Annotated in this window: 16 protein-coding genes; 9 read left to right on the top strand and 7 right to left on the bottom strand. The window is 42.8% G+C overall.

The features are described 5' to 3' along the window. Positions 1-5: 5 nt before the first annotated feature. Together mutL and ABU615_RS01895 are read right to left on the bottom strand one after the other, a co-directional pair. Positions 6-1937 carry a DNA mismatch repair endonuclease MutL gene (mutL, locus tag ABU615_RS01900; RefSeq protein ID WP_370389096.1) on the bottom strand — a complete coding sequence of 644 codons (1932 nt, stop codon included), beginning with the start codon at positions 1935-1937 and terminating at the stop codon, positions 6-8. 39 nt (positions 1938-1976) lie between these two features. Then, positions 1977-2621 (bottom strand): DedA family protein, encoded by a 645-nt coding sequence (locus ABU615_RS01895; protein ID WP_100157092.1) that lies wholly within the window; start codon positions 2619-2621, stop codon positions 1977-1979. Between the two features lie 148 nt (positions 2622-2769). On the opposite strand from ABU615_RS01895, the gene ettA reads away from it, so the two are divergent. The 6 genes from ettA to ABU615_RS01865 all read left to right on the top strand — a co-directional run bounded on the left by ettA (position 2770) and on the right by ABU615_RS01865 (position 11567). Next, a complete protein-coding gene (gene ettA / locus ABU615_RS01890) occupies positions 2770-4437 on the top strand; it encodes an energy-dependent translational throttle protein EttA (RefSeq protein ID WP_369608281.1) in 1668 nt (555 codons plus the stop codon). 240 nt (positions 4438-4677) lie between these two features. Continuing rightward, the gene (gene lon, locus ABU615_RS01885; protein WP_100140678.1) at positions 4678-7083 is read left to right on the top strand and encodes an endopeptidase La; all 2406 of its coding nucleotides are present in this window, start codon (positions 4678-4680) and stop codon (positions 7081-7083) included. Between the two features lie 193 nt (positions 7084-7276). Then, entirely contained in the window at positions 7277-7546 is a 270-nt protein-coding gene (locus ABU615_RS01880; protein WP_100140679.1) for an HU family DNA-binding protein, read from the top strand. Positions 7547-7699: 153 nt separating this feature from the next. Continuing rightward, on the top strand, positions 7700-9235 hold the full coding sequence (locus tag ABU615_RS01875; protein WP_367488094.1) for a peptidylprolyl isomerase: 1536 nt from the start codon (positions 7700-7702) through the stop codon (positions 9233-9235). Between the two features lie 110 nt (positions 9236-9345). After that, a complete protein-coding gene (locus ABU615_RS01870) occupies positions 9346-10692 on the top strand; it encodes an aldehyde dehydrogenase family protein (RefSeq protein WP_370389336.1) in 1347 nt (448 codons plus the stop codon). A 110-nt stretch (positions 10693-10802) separates the two neighbouring features. Next, a complete protein-coding gene (locus ABU615_RS01865; protein WP_100140585.1) occupies positions 10803-11567 on the top strand; it encodes a toxin-antitoxin system YwqK family antitoxin in 765 nt (254 codons plus the stop codon). Between the two features lie 16 nt (positions 11568-11583). On the opposite strand, the gene ABU615_RS01860 is transcribed toward ABU615_RS01865, so the two are convergent. The 5 genes from ABU615_RS01860 to ABU615_RS01840 all read right to left on the bottom strand — a co-directional run bounded on the left by ABU615_RS01860 (position 11584) and on the right by ABU615_RS01840 (position 17338). Further along, a complete protein-coding gene (locus tag ABU615_RS01860; protein ID WP_367423161.1) occupies positions 11584-11880 on the bottom strand; it encodes a CHY zinc finger protein in 297 nt (98 codons plus the stop codon). 180 nt (positions 11881-12060) lie between these two features. Beyond that, complete coding sequence (icd, locus tag ABU615_RS01855; RefSeq protein ID WP_100157026.1) at positions 12061-13299, bottom strand: NADP-dependent isocitrate dehydrogenase; 1239 nt, start codon at positions 13297-13299, stop codon at positions 12061-12063. A 177-nt stretch (positions 13300-13476) separates the two neighbouring features. Then, positions 13477-14547, bottom strand: coding sequence for a DNA polymerase IV (dinB, locus tag ABU615_RS01850; protein ID WP_370389095.1), 1071 nt, complete (start codon positions 14545-14547; stop codon positions 13477-13479). A 435-nt stretch (positions 14548-14982) separates the two neighbouring features. Next, positions 14983-16050 (bottom strand): lysozyme inhibitor LprI family protein, encoded by a 1068-nt coding sequence (locus ABU615_RS01845; RefSeq protein ID WP_370389094.1) that lies wholly within the window; start codon positions 16048-16050, stop codon positions 14983-14985. Positions 16051-16207: 157 nt separating this feature from the next. Continuing rightward, positions 16208-17338 (bottom strand): M14-type cytosolic carboxypeptidase, encoded by a 1131-nt coding sequence (locus ABU615_RS01840; protein ID WP_370389093.1) that lies wholly within the window; start codon positions 17336-17338, stop codon positions 16208-16210. A gap of 398 nt (positions 17339-17736) precedes the next feature. On the opposite strand from ABU615_RS01840, the gene lepA reads away from it, so the two are divergent. From lepA to rnc, 3 genes are all read left to right on the top strand, one after another. Then, complete coding sequence (gene lepA, locus ABU615_RS01835; protein ID WP_267403485.1) at positions 17737-19527, top strand: translation elongation factor 4; 1791 nt, start codon at positions 17737-17739, stop codon at positions 19525-19527. Between the two features lie 3 nt (positions 19528-19530). Then, positions 19531-20517, top strand: coding sequence for a signal peptidase I (gene lepB / locus ABU615_RS01830; RefSeq protein WP_370389092.1), 987 nt, complete (start codon positions 19531-19533; stop codon positions 20515-20517). 124 nt (positions 20518-20641) lie between these two features. Beyond that, a complete protein-coding gene (rnc, locus tag ABU615_RS01825) occupies positions 20642-21367 on the top strand; it encodes a ribonuclease III (protein WP_370388037.1) in 726 nt (241 codons plus the stop codon). Positions 21368-21751: the final 384 nt, after the last annotated feature.

The raw sequence follows: 21751 nt of genomic DNA, 5'->3' as shown, positions 1-21751 counted from the left end.
CTGTTTTACTGTCCACGTAAAAATAAAGCATCTAAATCTTGCAAGCGCAATTTTACCCATGTCGGACGGCCATGATTGCACTGATTAGCACGTTCAGTCTTTTCCATATCCCGCAGTAATGCATTCATTTCTGGTAAAGTTAATCTACGTCCAGCACGAACTGAACCATGGCAAGCAAGAGTAGAAAGAATTCGATTTTCACGTTCTTTCACTACATCACTGCTGCCAATAGTTATCATATCAGCCAATACCTGCTGTACTAGTCGCTGAATATCACTTTTTATCAACATGGCTGGAACAGAATGCACCACCAGCTGCTGGTTATTCTCAATCTGAATGTCTAAACCATATTCCCGCAGCGTAAGAGAATAGTCCTCTGCTGTAGCCACTTCTTCATTGCTCGCTTGAAAGCGTACTGGAATGAGTAGGGTCTGACTACTCACTTTACCTGTAGCATCGCGTTGTTGTTTCATCTTTTCATAATTCACCCGCTCAGCAGTAGCATGCATGTCTACCAAAATGAGAGCTTCTTCTGCTTGAGCCAGAATATAAATATCCAGTAACTGAGCAATAGCATAGCCCAAAGGTGGAATATCCGTATCATTTATCACTGTCTGCTGCGTTGTTGAAGCTGTTGCTACACCTCGAGCCTGTTCCCACATTACGAGTTCACTATCTGCTTCCGACTCAAAATTGGCTGCTTTAGAATTGTCTGTCGTAGACGGTTCCTGTTTATATAGCTGCGCATAAGTGTTCAGAGCAGCTTGCGATTCTCTTAGACTCAAGTTACGCTGCAGTGGCGTATGGCTACGCTGATAAGGAGCCGGAGTCTTCTGTAAATTGCTTTTATTTTCAGAAGTAGCAAATAGCTGCTGTACATCAGCCGGTTGCTTTTGCATGATGTCAGCCAGTACGGTGGCTGGTTGCGAAACTGATTCGGTTTGAGCGGCATTTGTTGCTGCCAGACATTTATTCAGAGCATGGAAAATAAGCTGATGTACGGCCTGACTCTGCCGGAAGCGTACTTCCGATTTAGTAGGGTGCACATTGGCATCCACCTCTGTTGGTGGCAGACTTAAAAAAAGCACGAATGCCGGTGTAAGCGCCTGATGCAAAACATCGTTATAAGCTTGTTTCACAGCATGTAAGATGATTTTGTCACGTACAAAGCGCTGATTAACAAATATATATTGCTGACTGGATTTTCCCTGCATAAAGGTCGGTTTGCCAATCAGCCCATACACACGCATAGTATTCATGCTTTCGTCCACATTTAGACTGGCAGCCGCAAAATCTGTACCCATAATAGCGGTACAGCGCTCAAACAGCGATTGAGCGGGCAGACTAATAATATCTTTGCCATTATGCTGCAAATCAAAAGCCACATCAGGATGTGCCATCGCCAGACGCTCAACCATAGTACGGCAATGGGCAAATTCGGTACCTGCAGATTTGAGAAATTGTCGTCTGGCCGGAGTATTGAAAAAGAGTTCCACTGCTTCTACTGTAGTACCAGCCGCATGAGCAGCAGCTTTGATAGGGCTGAGCCGGCCATCTTCTGCGTATATCTGCGTGGCATGGTTGGCATCAGCAGTGCGACTGGTTAAGGTCAGACGGCTTACAGAAGCGATGCTGGCCAGACCTTCACCGCGAAAACCCATGCTCATAACTTTTTCCAAATCTTCCAAACTGCCGATTTTACTCGTGGCATGGCGATGCAGAGCAAGCGGTATATCGGATTCACTCATGCCTTGTCCATCATCTGTCACACACAAACGTTTGATACCACCAGCTTCCAGTTTTATATCAATATGGCTAGCACCAGCATCGAGACTGTTTTCAATAATCTCTTTTAGCGCATTGGCCGGACGTTCAATTACCTCACCGGCAGCTATCTGGTTGATTAAATGATCTGATAACAGATGTATCTGGCTCATATTTTTCCTGTAAATAGTTATTCAGCAGCAGATGAAGAATTATTTGTTTGTGCCTTTGCCCAGCTTATGGCGCATGATTTCAATAATTGCCGGTAGCAGTGAGATAGCAATAATGATTATCAGGGCCAAAGATAGATTCTCTTTGATGAACGGCAGATTGCCAAAAAAATAGCCTGCATATGAAAAGAGTACCACCCAGAGAATAGCACCAATACAGTTATAGCGAAAAAAATGACCGTAATGCATGTGCCCCATACCGGCTACAAAGGGGGCAAAAGTGCGCACAATCGGGACAAAACGAGCAATAATTATGGTCTTTCCACCATGTTTTGCATAAAACTCCTGAGTTTTGTGCAAATAAATCTGCTTAAATATCCGCGACTGTGGATTGGCAAACAGATGTGCACCGAATTTCTGACCCACATAAAAATTAACTGCGTCGCCAATAATAGCTGCCAGCAGTAATAACACTACCATACAATGAATATTCATTTCCCCGACGGCAGCAATACCACCAGCAGCAAACAACAATGAATCACCAGGTAGAAAAGGGGTAACCACCAACCCCGTCTCACAAAATATCAACGCAAACAGAATCACATAAATCCAGACACCATATTGAGAGACAATAAATTGCAGGTGCTGGTCAATATGTAAAATAAAATCAATCAGAGCAGAGATAATATGCATATGCTAAGGCGGCAAAATAAAAGGGGGTATTTTAACGCAAAGCTTTCCGCGAAAGCAGGAATATGCATGTTAAAATCAAAATCATGACAACCAGCCCCTAAATTGAGGCTGATACACATTAATTTAATCTACAGAATAAACTATGAGCCAATATGTGTACTCCATGCTGCGCGTAAGTAAAACCGTGCCGCCACAGAAACAAATTATCAAAGACATTTCCTTGTCGTTTTTTCCAGGCGCCAAAATTGGCCTGCTGGGTCTGAACGGTGCAGGTAAATCCACTGTACTGAAAATCATGGCCGGTGTAGACACCGAATTTGAAGGCGAAGCCATTCCAATGAGTGGCATTAAAATCGGCTATTTACCACAAGAACCCCAACTGGACGCTAAAAAAACTGTTAGGGAAGAAGTTGAATCCGGATTGGGCGATGTGGCTACCGCGCAAAAGAAACTGGAAGAAGTTTATGCTGCCTACGCCGAACCGGACGCAGATTTTGATGCGCTGGCTGAGGAACAGGCTCGTTTGGAGGCCATCATTTCAGCAGGAGCCGGTGACAATATAGAGCATCAGCTGGAAATTGCTGCAGACGCTTTACGGCTGCCGGAATGGGATGCCCTTATCGGCAATCTCTCTGGCGGTGAAAAACGCCGTGTGGCTTTGTGCAAACTGCTATTGAGTAAACCAGACATGCTTTTGCTTGACGAACCTACCAACCATCTGGACGCCGAATCGGTAGAATGGCTGGAACAATTTCTGGTTCGTTTTCCTGGTACTGTAGTAGCAGTAACGCACGACCGTTATTTTTTGGACAATGCTGCTGAATGGATTCTGGAATTAGACCGCGGTCACGGCATTCCATGGAAAGGTAACTACAGCTCATGGCTGGAGCAAAAAGAAGCCAGACTGGAACACGAAGCCAAAGCCGAAGCAGCGCGAATTAAAGCTATGAAACATGAGCTTGAATGGGTGCGACAAAACGCCCGTGGGCGTCAGGCCAAGTCCAAAGCTCGATTGGCACGCTTCGAAGAAATGAGTAACTACGAATATCAAAAACGCAATGAAACGCAGGAAATCTTTATTCCTGTAGCAGAGCGTCTGGGAAATGAAGTTATCGAATTCGAACACGTCAGCAAAAGTTTTGGCGACAAATTACTAATTGATGATTTGAGTTTCAAAATCCCGCCGGGAGCCATTGTCGGCATCATTGGACCGAATGGAGCTGGTAAGTCCACTTTATTCAAAATGATTACCGGACAGGAACAACCAGATCAGGGACAAGTGAAGATTGGTCAGACTGTTAAACTTTCTGTTGTAGATCAGAGCCGGCATGGCCTGCATGAAGATAAAACCGTTTTTGACGAAATTGCCGAAGGCAGGGATATTTTACAGGTAGGACAATTTGAAATACCGGCACGAGCCTATCTAGGAAGGTTTAACTTTAAAGGGAGTGACCAGAGCAAAATCGTCGGCAAACTCTCCGGTGGTGAGCGCGGTCGGCTGCATCTGGCCAAAACTCTAATTTCTGGCGGCAATGTGCTTTTGCTGGATGAACCCTCCAATGATTTGGATGTAGAAACCCTGCGCGCGCTCGAAGATGCTTTATTAGAATTTGCTGGCTGTGTACTAGTGGTATCCCACGATCGTTGGTTCCTCGACCGTATTGCCACCCATATATTAGCGGCAGAAGGCGATTCGAAATGGGTCTTCTTCGATGGTAATTATCAAGAATATGAAGCAGATAAAAAACGCCGTCTGGGTGAGGAGGGGGCCAAACCCAAACGTATCCGTTATAAACCGGTTACCCGCTAATTAGCTTTGGCCGGTTCAGCGATCGCAATAAATCTATCCTGGCCGGCCTTTAGTTTACAGGTATATTAAATCCATTTATGCCTTTACCCAAAATCACATCAATGATTAATCAGCACAAAAGCACTTGAAAAACGCTGGTTCAGCACCATTTTCTCATCCAATTTTATAGCATATTTACAGGAAAGATTGAGGCATTACATGGCTGAAGTTTATGATTCTTCTCCGGTGCAGCCAACAACTATGGCAATGTTGCCCCTACGCGACGTTGTTGTTTACCCGCACATGGTACTGCCCCTTTTTGTCGGGCGCGAAAAATCCATAGCAGCGTTGGATGCTGCTGTGGAGCATGACGAGCCCGTATTCTTACTGGCACAGAAAAATGCCGATACAGATGAACCACATGCAGAAGATATGTATGCAATGGGTACTGTAGCCAACATTCTGCAAGTACTCAAACTACCAGATGGCACAGTTAAAGTGCTGGTAGAAGGTCTGTATCGTGCACAAGTACAGTATATTGATGAAAGCGGCCCTTACGCCGAAGCGCACATAGAAAAATGTGCCGACATCAATACCGATTCTCATGATGATGAAGCATTACGCCGTACATTGCTTTCCCAGTTTGACCAACTGGCAAAGTTAAACAAAAAAATTCCTGCTGAGGTAGTGACTACCATTCATGGGATTGAAGATTTAAGTAGACTTGCTGATACTATTGCCGCCCATTTGCAACTTAAACTAGATCAGCGTCAGCAAATATTGTCTATGATAAATGTTACAGCAAGACTGGAACATTTATTGCATCTGCTTGAATCAGAACTGGACATCCTTCAGGTAGAAAAACGTATTCGAGGCCGCGTCAAACGGCAGATGGAAAAATCTCAGCGGGAATACTATCTGAATGAACAGGTAAAAGCGATTCAGAAAGAGCTGGGTGAAGAAGATGATGATCTGGTTAATCTGGAAACTCAAATTCGTGACGCTGGCATGAGCAAAGAAGCTGAAGAAAAATGTCTTTCTGAATTCAAAAAATTACGCATGATGCCACCAATGTCAGCAGAGTCTACCGTAGTTCGCAACTACATTGACACTCTGCTAGAGCTTCCGTGGAAGAAAAAATCTAAAGTAAGCAAGGACATTGCCAAAGCAGACCTAATTCTGAATGCAGATCACTACGGATTAGAAAAGGTCAAAGAGCGTATTCTGGAATACCTTGCCGTACAGAAACGCATGAATCAGCTTAAAGGTCCTATTTTGTGTCTCGTAGGACCACCGGGTGTAGGTAAAACCTCACTGGGCGAATCCATAGCTAAGGCTACAGGACGAAAATATGTACGCATGGCATTAGGCGGTGTGCACGATGAAAGTGAAATCCGTGGCCACCGGCGCACTTATATTGGTTCCATGCCTGGTAAAATTCTGCAAAACATGGCCAAAGCCGGCGTGAAAAACCCACTGTTTTTGTTGGATGAAATTGATAAATTAGGTAATGATTTTCGTGGTGATCCAGCCAGTGCTTTACTGGAAGTGCTGGATCCTGAACAAAACCATTCATTTTCTGACCACTATGCAGAAGTAGAATTTGATTTGTCGGATGTAATGTTTATTGCCACATCCAACAGTCTTAACATCCCTTCTCCTTTGCTTGATCGCATGGAAATTATTCGTCTTTCTGGCTATACCGAAGACGAAAAAATCAATATTGCCATGAAATATTTAGTGGCTAAGCAAATCAAACAAAACGGTGTACGAGAAGGCGAAATCAGCATCGAAGAATCTGCAGTACGCGATATTATCCGCTATTACACTCGTGAAGCCGGTGTTCGCTCTTTAGATCGAGAAATAGCCAAAATTTGCCGTAAAGTAGTGATGAAACAGGCTGTTGCAGAAGAAAAACTTAGTGCCGGTAAAGCTAAAAAAACCAAAACCAAGCCTGAAGCAATCGTAATTAATGCTGATAATTTGCATGATTATCTGGGTGTTCGCCGCTTTGATTATGGCGTTGCAGAAAATGAAAACCGTGTTGGTCAGGTCACTGGGCTGGCTTGGACTGAAGTCGGTGGTGAGCTTTTAACCATTGAGGCAAGCAAATTTCGTGGTAAAGGCAATATTTTGCGCACCGGTAAGCTTGGTGATGTTATGCAAGAATCTGTTAGTGCTGCATGGAGCGTGGTACGTTCCCGGGCTGAAAGCTTAGGCATTGAACCTGATTTTTATGAGAAAAATGATATTCATGTTCATGTACCCGAAGGAGCGACACCTAAAGATGGACCCAGTGCTGGCAGCGCCATCACACTGGCTTTGGTTTCTGCGTTTACCGGTATTCCGGTACGTGCAGATGTGGCAATGACTGGTGAAATCACTTTGCGCGGCGAAATATTGCCTATTGGCGGTCTTAAAGAAAAGCTGTTGGCTGCATTACGAGGTGGTATCAAACATGTGTTGATTCCAAAAGACAATGTCAAAGATTTGGAAGAAATTCCTGCCAACATCTGCGAAAAACTCACTATTCACCCGGTACAGTGGATTGATGAAGTGCTCAATCTCGGTCTGGCTTATCCGCCTACTCCATGGACAAGCGTGCCTGAAGAGGGAGTAATAGCTAAATCTGCGGCCAAGTCAACTACTAAAACCGTAAAACATTGATATGCAGCCATTCACCAACACTAATTGGTGAATGGCTTTGTTTTTGGCATGATTTAACCTTATGCAGCGGTGACGATGCTTGACATAAAGAATTTGGGCTTGTTATAAAGTAATCGTAATGTATTGTTCAGGTTCCACTGCACATATGGTTCCTGAAAATCAAATGAACATAACAACAGAAAGGGACTTTATTGTGAATAAGTCTGAATTGATTGAAGCCATTGCCCAAGAGGCTGATTTATCTAAAGCTTCTGCCGCCAAGGCTCTGGACGGTATGATCAGTGCTGTTACCCGCACTTTGAAAAGTGGCGACACAGTTACGCTGGTAGGTTTCGGTACTTTTTATGTTGGTGAGCGTGCAGCCCGTGCTGGACGTAATCCTAAAACAGGTGAACCGTTAGAAATCAAAGCAGCTAAAACGCCTAAGTTCCGTGCCGGTAAAGCACTGAAAGATGCTCTGTAATACAGTTTTATGTTTTAAATCAAGGCGGGATATCCCGCCTTTTCTTTTGTCTGTCGTTTTTGTGCATTAGCTGTACAAACAGCATGGTTGAGCCTCACAAAAAACGATACAATAGGCTTCTTTTATCTGCTTTAGAAAAGTTAACTGAATCTCATGTTCCACATTGTAGAAAAATATAGAACACCGGCTCAGATTATTCTCGGTGTGATTTGCTTGAGTTTTGTATTTGCCGGTGGTTACACACTCGCTGTTCCCGGTACAGATTACATCAGCAAAGTTGGCGACATTAAAATCAAAGTAAATGATGTTAATGATTTTCAGCGACGAATACAAAATGCTTCCGGGAATCCGGTAAGCAAAAAGCTGGTATATGATTCACTGGTGGATCAGGCATATGTGCAGCAGGGTGCAAATGATATGAATATCACTGTACCTATAGATCAGATAAAGCAGGTTATTGCATCTGATCCCAGTTTTCAGGAAAACGGAAAATTTGTAGAAGCCAAATATCGCGCTTTCCTGCAACAAGCAGGTATGTCTGAAGATGCGCTTATTGACGGTATGCGTAAACAATATGCCATGCAATCCATGCTTAATTTGATGAAAGCGGGAAATGTGGTCAGCGATGCTCAGGCCAAACAAATGGTAAATCTGTTACAGGCTGCTCGTGAAGTACAGACATTGACATTTCCTGCCGCTAATTTCACTCATCAGGTAGTAGTAGACGACAGCAAACTGAAAGCTTATTACGAAGCGAATAAGAAAAAATATTATTTGCCGCAGGCTGTCAAATATGAATATGTCCAGTTGTCTGCCATGGAACTTGGTGCTAAAGAAAGCGTGAGTGAAGCAGAGATACAGGAAGCCTATAATCAAATTCCGACTACGGCCTCAGCACCCAAACCGGCACTAGAGAACGTCCGTACGCAGCTAACACAGGAAATTCAAGCCCGTAAGGGTGCGGCTGTGGTAGCTAAATTAAAAGAAAATGTTAGTGACTTGGCTTTTAATAATCCGAAAACCTTGCAACCGATAAAAGATAAGCTAGGTTTAACGATTCATAAAATAGATCAGGTGTGGCTCACTCGAGACATGGCTAATAATAGTGGCATGCCCAAGGCGTTACAGGATGCATTATTTGGCAACGATGTTCTGGTTAAACGCTACAACTCTGAACCAATTGATATAGGCAATGGCAACTACTGGGTAGTTCGTGCTATCGATGTGCGTAAAGAACACCAGGCATCCTTTACGGAAATCAAAGCACAAGTTCAACAAGATTATGTGGCCGCAGAAAGCAAAAAATTGGCTTTAGCAGCAGCAAAGCAAGCTTTAAACAACGTTAGTACAAACGTCAATGCCAGTTTGAGCTGGTCGCAAACAGCTGATTTAACGCCGCAGCAGGCTGTAGCCATGATGTCTAAAACTGATTTTCAGAGCTGGATTAAAGCCAAACCTGTTAGTGGCAAACCTGCATACATTCTTTTGAGTGATCAGCAAAATCCAGTACTGGTAAAAGTTAATGCCATAAAACAACCACAGGATATGGAGAATGTTCTGCCGCAGGCAAAACAGGTAATCAGTCAGAATTTGGCACAGAATCTGGCCACCAGTAATTTGGCCTGGTTAAAGAGTCGTTATAAACTAAAACAAGGGGCACAAAAGCTGGATACAGCTGACGAGCAGTAATTTATACCATTGACCTTATAAATTTTATAAGGTCAATATTATTTGGGACACTGAATTTTTCTGTACTGCATGCAGTCTGAAACACTTCATGCAGATAAAGGATTGTTGTGTTGTATAACAGTTATCATGCTGTATCGGGTGAACTCCTATTTAGCCATACATGTCTGACAAAAACTGAATTTGATGTGCAAAGTCAGCAGCTCAGCCAGCGTCAATATGATTTTGCCAGTAAAAATGTTCAAACTCGTACACAGTATTTACTGAGCTTTGCATCCCAGCTTGAAGAGGCGCGAGACGAGCTGGCCTATCAGATTTGTATAGAGGTAGGGCGGTGTCTGCGTGAGTGTGAAGCTGAAATCACAAAATCGATAGCCCTTATCCGATACTACGCTCATCTGGCTCCAGAGCTGTTGGCGCATAAAACAATTGCTACACAGGCGAGTTTGAGTCAGGTACGCTTTGAACCGTTGGGTACGGTACTGGCAGTGATGCCCTGGAATTATCCAGTATGGCAAATTTTACGCTTTGCTATACCAGCCTTATGTGCTGGCAATGCTTGCATGGTTAAGCCCGCACCTTCTGTTGGCAAAATCAGCCAGATGCTGTTTGAATTGGTGGGTGAGGATTTACCTTTCCAACTAGTCTGGGTGGAGGAGGAAGATATTGAATATGCCATATCTCAGACACAGGCGCTGGCTTTCACAGGTTCTACCCATACTGGTCGGCATCTGGCGGCACTAGCAGGAAAACATCTGCGTAAATGTGTTATGGAGCTCGGTGGTAGTAATGCATTTATCGTGTTAAATGACGCAGATATTGAGCAGGCAGCTGCTGAAGCATGCTATTCACGCTTTCGGGACGCTGGCCAATCATGTAATGCAGCCAAACGCATTATTGTTCATGCTGATATAGCTGAAGAATTTATCGCAGCTTTTAAACGCCATTGTCAGAAATTACAGATGGGGGCTCCATGGTTGTCTGCAACCACACTTGCTCCTTTACATCGACAGGATTTGCGCGACAGTGTACACGCACAAGTGATGGATGCACTGGCACATGGCGCAGAATGTTTGCTGGGAGGAGAAATACCAGAAAATCTGCAGGGCTGGTTTTATCCCGCTACGATTTTAGATAAAGTTAATCGGCACTGCCGTGTATATAATGAGGAAGTATTTGGACCTGTAGCGCTCATTCTGAGAGCTGAAGACAGCGAACATGCCATAATGCTGGCCAACGATAATCCTTTCGGGCTTGGAGCCAGCATCTACAGCAATGATACAAATCATGCATGGCAGTATGCTGAACGCCTCAACGCTGGCAGTGTTTTTATTAACCGTCATACCAGCAGCGATCTGCGTTTGCCTTTCGGTGGCGTTAAAGACTCTGGTTTCGGACGTGAGTTGTCGGAATTTGGTATATATGAATTTGTCAATGTTAAAAGCTATTGGCAAAAATAGGCCATTTATTCAAATAGTAATGAATCTGTTTGAAAAATAATGTAATAATGATAGTAATAATTTTTATTGCATAAAATAATGATTCTGCTTAGTGAAAAGGGATATAAGTCATGTATGTAGCCAGACGTATTTACTGGTACGTACTCGCCGTAATACTCATTCTGATTGTGTTAGTGTGGCTGATATTTTCTCACACTCACAAAACTGTGTATTTTGATGCAAATGGTCAGATTGTAAACAAACAATCCGAAGCTCAATATGTACGTCAGTTTCATGATGATGGTAAAAAAATCGAAGTTCAGGATTTTTACTATCCAGACAAGAGCAAATATAGTGACAGCTATGCTTTACCGATAGATAAGCTGCAACAATTTATACCCGCAATGAAAGAGGGTAAATTGCAACTCTGGTATCCGGACGGCCAAAAAAAAATTCAAGGTAATTACAAAAACGGTAAACCTGTTGGACAATGGCATACCTGGTATCCAAACGGCCAGATGGCGATTGAAATGAGCTGGCAGAAAGGGCAGCCTAGTGGCCGTACTATGAGCTGGTATGAAAACGGACAAAAGCGTGGCGAGCTGAATTTTATTAATGGTAAAGCTGAAGGGCGCTGGCAGCGCTGGTATCCGAACGGTCAGTTGAAACAGGATATGTATGTGCATCATGGTATCGTACAAACCATGACAACATGGGATGATAAAGGTCATTTGCTAGCCGATGTTGCCATCCACGAAAATAAAGTCAGTGGTGTGGTTTTGAGCTGGTATGACTCAGGGGCTAAAAAAAGCGAATCGGTTTTTGAGAAAAACGAACTAATGCGTAAAACCGAGTGGGATGAGGATGGTTTGGTTGTTGACCTGAATGACAACTAATCTAAATTTATAAAATTTATTTAAAATAAATATCTTTATGAAGTCCACAGCGCGGATTGAATGCTGACTGACAAAATGGGCAACGGTGTTGCTGATATTGCGCATAGGTCAGAAGATGTCTACATTTACCACACATCACGGGTTTGCTGTTTTGCACCGGCATGGCAACGAACTTATGATTGCACAACTGGTCGTGACATTTGAAGCAGGCATAATACAGTCTGCATTCTGCACATTGCAGCGCGGCAATGTCAAACTCTGTATGATAATGAGTGCAGCGACCACATGAATCGGTATCAATTCCAAGAATCATAGAAATATTTATCAGCACACTAGCTCAGCAATTTAGATTAATTTTATTTTATCAGAATAATGGCAACCTTTGGGCAGTAATTAAGACAGCATATAAGAAACTGATTTGGCAACGTGAAGTCTGAATATAAAAAACCGAATCTTAAGATTCGGTTTTTTTAGGACATTATCACATTACGCTTTACATGCGCTCAATCAAGGCTTTACCAAAAGCAGAGCAGGAAACTTCTTTAGCGCCTTCCATCATACGAGCAAAATCGTAGGTAACAATTTTATCAGCAATGGCTTTTTCGATTGAGGCATTAACCAATTCAGCAGCCTCTTTCCAGCCCAGATGACGCAACATCATTTCAGCAGAAAGAATAATAGATCCGGGGTTAACTTTATCCTGACCAGCATATTTAGGTGCAGTACCATGGGTAGCTTCGAATACGGCATATTCATCAGAAATATTGGCACCTGGGGCAATACCGATACCCCCTACCTGTGCAGCCAGCGCATCGGAAATGTAATCGCCATTGAGATTCAGTGTCGCGATGACATCATACTCTGCCGGACGTAGTAGAATCTGCTGGAGGAAAGCATCCGCAATACAATCTTTAATTACAATATTTTTACCAGTTTTCGGATTTTTAAATTCGCACCAGGGTCCTTCACCAATCAATGTAGCGCCAAATTCATTTTTTGCTACTTCATAAGACCAGTCTCGGAAACCGCCTTCGGTAAATTTCATGATATTACCTTTATGAACAAAGGTAACGCTGTCGCGGTCGTTATCAATAGCATAGCGAATGGCCGCACGGGTTAAACGCTGAGAACCTTCTTTAGATACAGGTTTGATACCGATGCTGGAGGTTTGCGGGAAACGGATTTTGGTTACGCCCATTTCATCTTGCAGGAAATTGATAATTTTTTTGGCATCAGCTGTTTCAGCCATCCACTCAATCCCTGCGTAGATATCTTCAGTATTTTCGCGGAAAATAACCATGTTTACCTTGCTCGGGTCTTTCAAAGGTGAGGGCACACCGGTGAAATACTGCACTGGACGGACACATTGATATAAATCAAGCTGCTGACGGATGGCTACATTCAGTGAGCGGATACCACCTCCCACGGGTGTAGTCATCGGCCCTTTGATGGCTACTTTATATTCTTTAATCGCTTCTAATGTTTCATCAGGCAGCCAAGTATTTTCACCATACACTTTCGTGGCTTTTTCTCCTGCGTAAACTTCCATCCACACAATTTTTCTTGAGCCGTTATAGGCTTTGGCTACTGCTGCATCAATCACGTCTTTCATTACCGGCGTAATGTCAACACCAATGCCGTCCCCTTCAATAAACGGAATAATTGGATCATTCGGAATGGGTTGGCCGGAAACGATTTTGTGGCCTTCAGTAGGCACTTTAATGTGACTCATGGTAACTCCTGTACTGTTACTTTTTCTGATAGATGACTACATATTTCAGTTTGTAGTCCGTCACAATGATTATCCTTTATTTTGTTAACTTAAGCCAGCAAAATGTAGTGCAATGTAGTCAGAAATATGTCTGAAGCCAGTCAGACATATAGTAGATATAGATCTGTATGTGAAGTATTAGCAGCTGTGTTCTGGACTCCATAAATCAGCCTGATACTCATGCTGATAAAAATCGCTGATCCCAAGACCAATCAAACGAAACAATGCCTCATCATCAGGCATCCGTTGCATCAGATCCTTCCCAGCTGCTACCAAGGCAGCTGCATCCGGCAATGGTGATGAATAGGTTTGAGAACGGGTATAAATCTGAAACTGAGTATTTTTTAATTTCAAAGTAATGCAATTACCCTGAAGACCCTTTCGCTGCATATTTTGTACTAAAACCTCAGCCAGATCGGGCAGATGGCGAGCAATTTCTTGCAGGCTTTCATTATTATCTAGCGTAATTTCAGTAGAAATCTGTTGTCGGTTGCGTTCTGGTGTAACTACACGGTCGTCACGGCCTTGTGCCAAATCAAAGAGGCGATAACCCCAGCGGCCAAAATGGTGTACCAGAACCGACATGCTTACTTTGCTTAAATCTCCAACAGTCTTCCAGCCTAAAGCATTCATTTTCTGCTCAGTTACTTTGCCGACACCGGGAATCTTACCTAAAGGTAGATTGTGTAGAAAGTCTAATACTTGTACTGGTGCAATTACAAACTGGCCATTGGGTTTACGCCAGTCGGAAGCAATTTTGGCAAGAAATTTATTAGGGGCGATACCGGCAGAAGCTGTGAGACCCGTTTCTTTCAGTATAGACGCACGGATTTCCCGTGCAATATCGCGAGCATAAGGCAAACGACCTTTGTAATCGGTAACATCCAGATAGGCTTCGTCTAAAGATAAGGGTTCGATTTGGTCAGTATAACGCCTAAATATATTGTGAATCTGACTGGATACAGCCCGATATTTATTAAAATCTGGTGGGATATAAATTGCCTGCGGGCACAATCTTTTGGCAGTTGTTACCGACATGGCTGAATGTAAACCGTATTGACGTGCCGGATAGGACGCAGCACAGATAACCGATCTGGGGCCATCCCAGGCCACCACAACAGGTTGGTCTTTTAGTTCAGGACGGTCGCGTAATTCAACTGAAGCATAGAAAGCATCCATATCTATATGGATTATTTTTCGTTCCGTCATATTAAGTCAATAAATACAAAAGGATGATTTACAATTTTTTCAGATTTGTTTAGGCTATTCCTCGTAGGCTTATCTTTTATCACCGCAAATATTTACCATCTTATTGTAAGCAGGAATCTAAACCCGTATTTGAGAATAGTCTACAATTTTTACCAAAAATCAGTTTATCAGAATAAAAGTGCTGATATATAACCATTCATTGCTGTAAGGATAATAGCCGCTAGTACCAATGCAAATGTGTACAAAGCAGAATAGACAGTATTTTTCTGTAAAAGATTGAGATTGTTTTTACACAGATTATAAACTTTGGAAACCTGAATGAAATATAAAAGTATTCAGTTTAAGGTATTCTGGCCGATGTGAGATATTTTTTCCACTCAAATTAAACAGACACCAATATTCAGCAGAATTATTGGTGTCTGTCTGGAAAATCAATTAGCGCAAAGTGTAGCCGTTGAGGTATTTGATGCGTTCATTAGTCAATTGAGTATCGCACTCCAGCCGCAGAAATTCTGCATAAGTTGCTGAGCTTGCTTTAGCTCCACGTGCCTGACACTGACTGGTTTTATTAGCTATCCATTTTTGTTCTTCGTGCTGTAAGGTTTTGCGCACGGTGTCGTCCAGATTACGCCATAATGTGTTGATTACATTGTTAGCGTTACGGTTGTTGTCACGTGCCAGCTGTAGCTGACTAGCATTTATCTCGCCCTGTCTGGCAGCATTTTCAGAATTCCGACTCATTGCATTATCGTTAGCCTGATTGTCGTTAATTACTGCTGCTGCGTGGCCGTTCAGAATGGCACTGGCCATCTGTGCAGACTGGCTTTGTTGGTCAACCGGTGTAACTTTGGCATTAGGATTATTAATTAACTCAATGGCGTCAGCTCGTTTATAGGTATGGCCATTAATCACTACTATATCCTTGATACCGTAAGGCAATAACGCGTTGCCCAACACAGTACCTAAAGTCTGTATGCCAGCCAGATCGAAGTTAGTAGCCGCACTGGTCGCAGACGCTGCATTAGATGCAGCATTGCCATTAATGGTTATAGGTGAATATTGAATGGGTTTAGTAAACTCATTGTCATGCAAAACCACTTCATTGCCTTGCAATTGCTTATTCAGGCGAGCAATAAAATCTGTTTTACCAAAAAGCAGTGGAGCATTGGTTTTAATCTGCTGCCAGATATTGGTAGGGACAGTTACTTTAAGTTCACTGCTGCAAACCGGATTACCATTTCCATCTTTATCTAATTTACCTTCAGACAAAGCAATATTTAATTCGCCGCCGGCACTGATTACTTTATCGGCATCAACATACTGACGCCTATCAGTCTGAGCAAATTGACGGGCATTGTTATCAATACCAGTGTGCAGAGTATCTTGGATCTGGTTGCGGATTTGTTCGGTGTTACAGCTTAGTTTTTCTGATGAATCATCGCGCGAACAGGCAGCCAGTGAAAGAATGCTGATAATGCTATATACGAGTACGTTTTTTTTCATGATTATTTCCTAAACAAACATGGATAAAATACAGACAACTCAATTACATATAACCCAAGTTCATTATGCTGCGTATGTAACCATTAATCATTTGATTTTACTAAAAAATACAAAAAAGCCTGAACATTGTTCAGGCTTTGGATAATTGAGGTGAAAATTAACGCAAACTATCAAGAATAGAATAAATTGGGCTTAGAATTGCTTCCCCAAGACGCAGAGAGCGCTGACCATTCCATCCGAAATCATCATCTGGCCACTGATTATTATCTTTAAATGGCATTTCCAAGGTGTATGCCAGACATTTAAATGTTTCACCGATATAGGAAGTAGCAATATTCAGATTGGCCTGACCAGCTGCATCTTTTTCATAGCCATATTTATCTTGAAAATCGGGACTGGCCACCAAAAAAGCCTGTTTGAACTGCTCCTGTAATTGATGCAAACGCTCATCAAAAGAAGGAATACCTTCATTACCAGAAAGGAATACGTAAGGAATAGATTCGTCACCGTGTATATCCAAAAACAAATCCACGCCGGTCTCATGCATTCTTTCGCGTACCAGATACACCTCGGGGCTGTTATGCATACTCGGATGCAGCCACTCACGATTCAAATTGGCTCCGGCGGCATTGGTGCGCAAGTTTCCCAGTACCGAACCATCAGGATTCATGTTGGGAACAATATAAAAAGTAGCTCGATCCAGCAAGGCTCTTGCTGTCGGGTCTTGATGGTCCAGTAAGCGTCCAAGCACGCCTTCAATAAACCATTCAGCCATGGTTTCACCCGGATGCTGGCGCGCAATAATCCAAATTTTTAAATCACTGGCAACTTGATTGCCGATAGTGAGTAAATTGATATCACGTCCTTGGATAGTGCTGCCTAAATCTTCTATCTGACACAATCCACTACTTTGACTGTCACCCAGTAAATTCAGATGCTGTTCATAGGTATATGGTTCGAAATAGGCGTAGTACACACTGTTGGACAATGGCGTATGGCAAATGGTTAAGATGCCATTTTCTAAAGCTGTAGGGACACGAAACCAGTTTATTCTGTCATAAGAGCACATGGCCTGATAATCTTCCCAGCCGGCTGGATAAGCTGATTCGGCTGTGTTGATAAAATTCAGACGAAGATTTTGGTAGGCTACGCCCTGCACGCGAAAATAAAACCACTGACGAAATTCGGCAGCATTGTCTTTGGGAAGTTTGAGCAGGATATTAGATGGATCATTGGCTTCAACAATTTCAACCTTACCACCATCAAACTGTGTGCTGATTTTAAGCATGCAACCACTTTCATTTAAACAACGGTCTTAATTCTTATTGTAATCTTTCTGTATTCGACTTACCACGTCTGCCAGAAAAATTTATGGCAATTTGATAATTATTTTATATTGAGCGATAAATTGCGATTGATAAAGGATTTAACGATTCCGCCAATGGAATGCTTTTTTCTGGAAGTTCAATGCAATCAGAATCACTGGCAGCAGAAGTGATACCAGTCTAGGTACGGCTATGAAACTTTTAGATTACTATTGTTTGAATTTTAAAATCTTTTTAGGATTATGATAAATTCTTCGGCGCACAGCAGCGCATTCCGCTAAAATAAGCAGTTATTTTCTGGTTTTTGGCTTTGCAATGGCCAGAATACTCCTATCAGAATTAATTTAAATTAATGGCTTACATGAACAATATACGCAATTTTTCTATCATCGCCCATATTGACCATGGGAAGTCGACCTTGGCGGATCGCTTTATTCAATATTGTGGCGGTCTGGAAAACCGAGAAATGAGTGCTCAGGTGCTCGATTCGATGGACATTGAAAAAGAACGCGGCATCACTATCAAGGCGCAGACAGCAGCTTTGCAATACAAAGCGCAAGACGGGCAAGTGTATCAGCTGAATCTGATTGATACTCCAGGACATGTGGATTTTTCCTATGAAGTATCCCGCTCGCTGTCTGCCTGTGAGGGAGCTTTGCTGGTAGTAGACGCCTCGCAGGGGGTGGAAGCGCAGACAGTAGCCAATTGCTATACCGCAATTGATTTGGGCGTAGAAGTCCTGCCGGTGCTGAATAAAATTGATTTACCGGCAGCTGAGCCTGAGCGAGTGATTGAAGAAATAGAAGATATTATCGGTATCGAAGCCATGGATGCAGTGCGCTGTTCAGCTAAAAGTGGTGTCGGTATTGAGGATGTACTCGAAGAAATTGTCAAGAAGGTACCTGCACCTTCAGGTAAAGCAGATGCTCCATTGAAAGCCCTAATTATTGACTCATGGTTTGATAATTATGTAGGTGTGGTAATGCTGATTCGCATGGTGGACGGCTGTGTCCGTTTGAAAGATAAAGTGCGTTTCATGGCTACTGGTGCGGAAACACAGGTAGAACAACTTGGTATATTTACGCCCAAATCGGTGCAGAAACAACAATTAAATGCTGGTGATGTGGGTTTTCTGATTACGGGAGTGAAAGAACTCGGCTCGGCCAAGGTAGGCGATACCATTACACTGGCTCGAGAACCAGCCAGTGAGCCTTTACCCGGATTTAAAGAAGTACAGCCACAGGTATTTGCTGGGCTATATCCGGTAGAAAGCCACGATTATGATGCTTTGCGTGAAGCGCTGGAAAAATTGCAACTGAATGATGCGGCGCTTAAATTTGAGCCAGAAGTGTCTCAAGCACTGGGCTTCGGATTCCGTTGTGGCTTTCTGGGTCTCCTGCATCTGGAAATTGTACAAGAGCGACTGGAACGCGAATTTGACATGGATTTGATTACCACTGCGCCAACAGTGGTTTATGAAGTGTTGCTAAAAAGTGGCGAGCGCATTGAAATTGAAAATCCATCTAAATTACCAGATATCGGCACACTCGAAGCCATTTATGAGCCAATCATTACCGCAACCATTTTATTGCCACAAGAATATGTTGGTGCTGTGATGACATTGTGCAACCAGAAACGCGGTGTACAGAAAAACATGCAGTACATGGGACGGCAGGTGATGCTGACTTATGAAATGCCAATGAATGAAGTGGTAATGGATTTCTTTGACAAACTCAAATCAACATCGCGTGGTTATGCTTCACTGGATTATGAATTTTTGGAATTCAGAGCAGCCGATTTGGTGAAATTGGATATTCTGGTCAACAGTGAAAAGGTCGATGCACTGAGCCTGATTGTACACCGTAGCAATTCAGTTCATCGTGGACGTGAGCTAGTTGCCAAGATGCGCGAACTGATTCCACGGCAGATGTTTGATATTGCGGTACAAGCTGCCATCGGCGGTAAGATTATCGCGCGTGAAAATGTTAAGGCATTGCGTAAAAATGTGCTGGCCAAATGCTATGGCGGTGATATTACGCGTAAGAAAAAACTACTGGAAAAACAGAAAGCCGGTAAAAAACGCATGAAGCAGGTAGGCAATGTAGAAATTCCGCAGACAGCCTTTCTGGCGATTTTACAGGTGGGAGATTAATACATGTCCAAGACAATGATTATCGGTGCTGCAGTATTGCTGGTACTGGGTATTTTGCTGTTTCTGAAAAGCACAAAAAAGCGTGAAGAAAACGGTGAATGGAGCGGTTCGCTGCAATGGGGCTACCTGCTGATGTTGGTAGGTGCGTTTGGTCTGTTATCAGTGCTGATGAGTTTTACTGCAGTACTACTGTTGTTTGTGCTGTTTACTGGCATAGCCTGGTTTATTCATCGCCGGAAAAGGAAAAATTCTGCTCAGCCCGATGATAATCACTTTACTGATTACATGAGCGGTTTTTTTCCCATCATTCTGGTGGTTTTCATTCTGCGTACTTTTGTCGCCGAACCTTTTCAGATTCCCTCCAGCTCAATGCGGCCGAGCCTGATTCCGGGTGATTTTATTTTAGTAAATAAATTCGCCTATGGTATTCGCTTGCCTATTCTAAACAATGTACTGATTCCGGTACACAAGGTAGAGCGGGGTGATGTAATGGTATTTAATTACCCTCGTGACACTCGAGTAAACTATATCAAACGTGTAATCGGCTTGCCGGGAGATGTGATTACTTATAAGGACAGAACACTGACCATCAATGGTAAGGTAGTTAATGATATTGATGAGCAGAAAATATATAGCTACCAAGAACAGGTACCTAATCTGGGCAAAATTATGATTCAGGCACAACAGCAAACTGAACAGCTAGGTAACAAAGGAATCGAAGTATTGAAAATGCCGCAGCAACCAGCAGTAATCTTAGAAGGTGTTCATTCTGACTTTCCGAATCGAGAAATGTGCTCATACTATCCTGACAGTAGTGGCTTTAGCTGTACCGTACCAACAGGCCAGTACTTTATGATGGGTGATAATCGTGACAACAGTGAAGACAGCCGTTACTGGGGTTTTGTAGATGATAAGCTGGTAGTGGGTAAAGCGTTTTTGATATGGCTGAATTTGGGTGATATGAAACGAATTGGCACTAAAATTCAGTAATGTCTGATTTTAAGCGCAAGAATCTGTCTTGCGCTTTATCTTTTGTAGTGCACCTGCAGTTAGTATGCGAATGTAGGAAATGTTTGTCGGTAAAGAAATTAGATACAGGATTTATAAATAATAAATGAAAAAAAATGATGTACGCCATGAAAATGCTTTGATTAATGTACAAAAAATGCTTGGCTACCACTTCAAACGCACTGATTTTCTACAACAGGCATTGACGCATCGCAGTTACAGCGCGTTACACAATGAGCGGTTTGAGTTTATTGGCGACTCAATTTTAAATTATTCGGTAGCTAAAATGTTGTTTGAGGCCTTTCCACGCCTGACAGAAGGGGAGCTTTCCAGAATGCGTGCCAATCTGGTGAATCAGGATACTCTGGCTCAGATTGCGGCCGAATTGAAAATAGGCGATGCACTATTGCTGGGTAGCGGCGAACTGAAAAGCGGCGGATTTCGCCGGCCTTCAATATTGGCCGATGCCATGGAAGCCCTGTTTGCCGCGGTGAGTTTTGATGCAGATTTTAATACTGCTGAAGCCGTGGTAAGGCGTTTGTATGCGGAGCGAATCCGACATATTAATCCTCAAGATAGCGGCAAAGATGCTAAAACCCGCTTGCAGGAAGGTTTGCAGGCACGGCACATGCCCTTGCCAAAATACCGAATTGTAGACCAGATTGGGGAAGGACAGGATCAGCAATTTGTGGTGCAATGTGATCTGGGTGAAACCGGCTTCCAGACTGAAGCTGCAGGGCATAGCCGCCGTGAGGCAGAGCAGCAAACCGCACAAACAGCTTTGGATTGGATGGAAAAGCATTTTCCACTGGCCAAAACCAGAAAAAAATAAGAATTCATGGCTAAACTATAAATGATATTTCTCGGTTAGCGGCTTGCTCTAAAAGCAAGTTTTTTCAGCAGATGAAAATATCGGCATGAAATGTGAGATTAGATTAGCTTTTCTTTTGCTATGCTAAAAGCCTATCAAGTTTGGACAAATATTTTACAAATAAGCAGATATATACTGTCAATTCAAAGCTTTGCGTTAAGAAAAGCGACAGGTAATTTTGTATCCATTTCCGGACGGTTAATGCATTATTTGGTATTGTTAGATAGCAAAATAGCAAAAAAGCTTGATTATCTGGACTACCGGTTCATCTTAAAAAAAGCTAAGTTATTTTTTATTGATGGCTTATGATATCTTCGATTTATCCTTTTACTGAAAAGCACCTCT

Origin of the sequence: Snodgrassella alvi (genome assembly GCF_040741455.2) — a bacterium.
GTDB classification, from domain to species: Bacteria; Pseudomonadota; Gammaproteobacteria; order Burkholderiales; family Neisseriaceae; genus Snodgrassella; species Snodgrassella alvi_E.
Note: the sequence above shows the minus strand (reverse complement) of the source record. Positions and strands in the feature narration are given on the sequence as shown.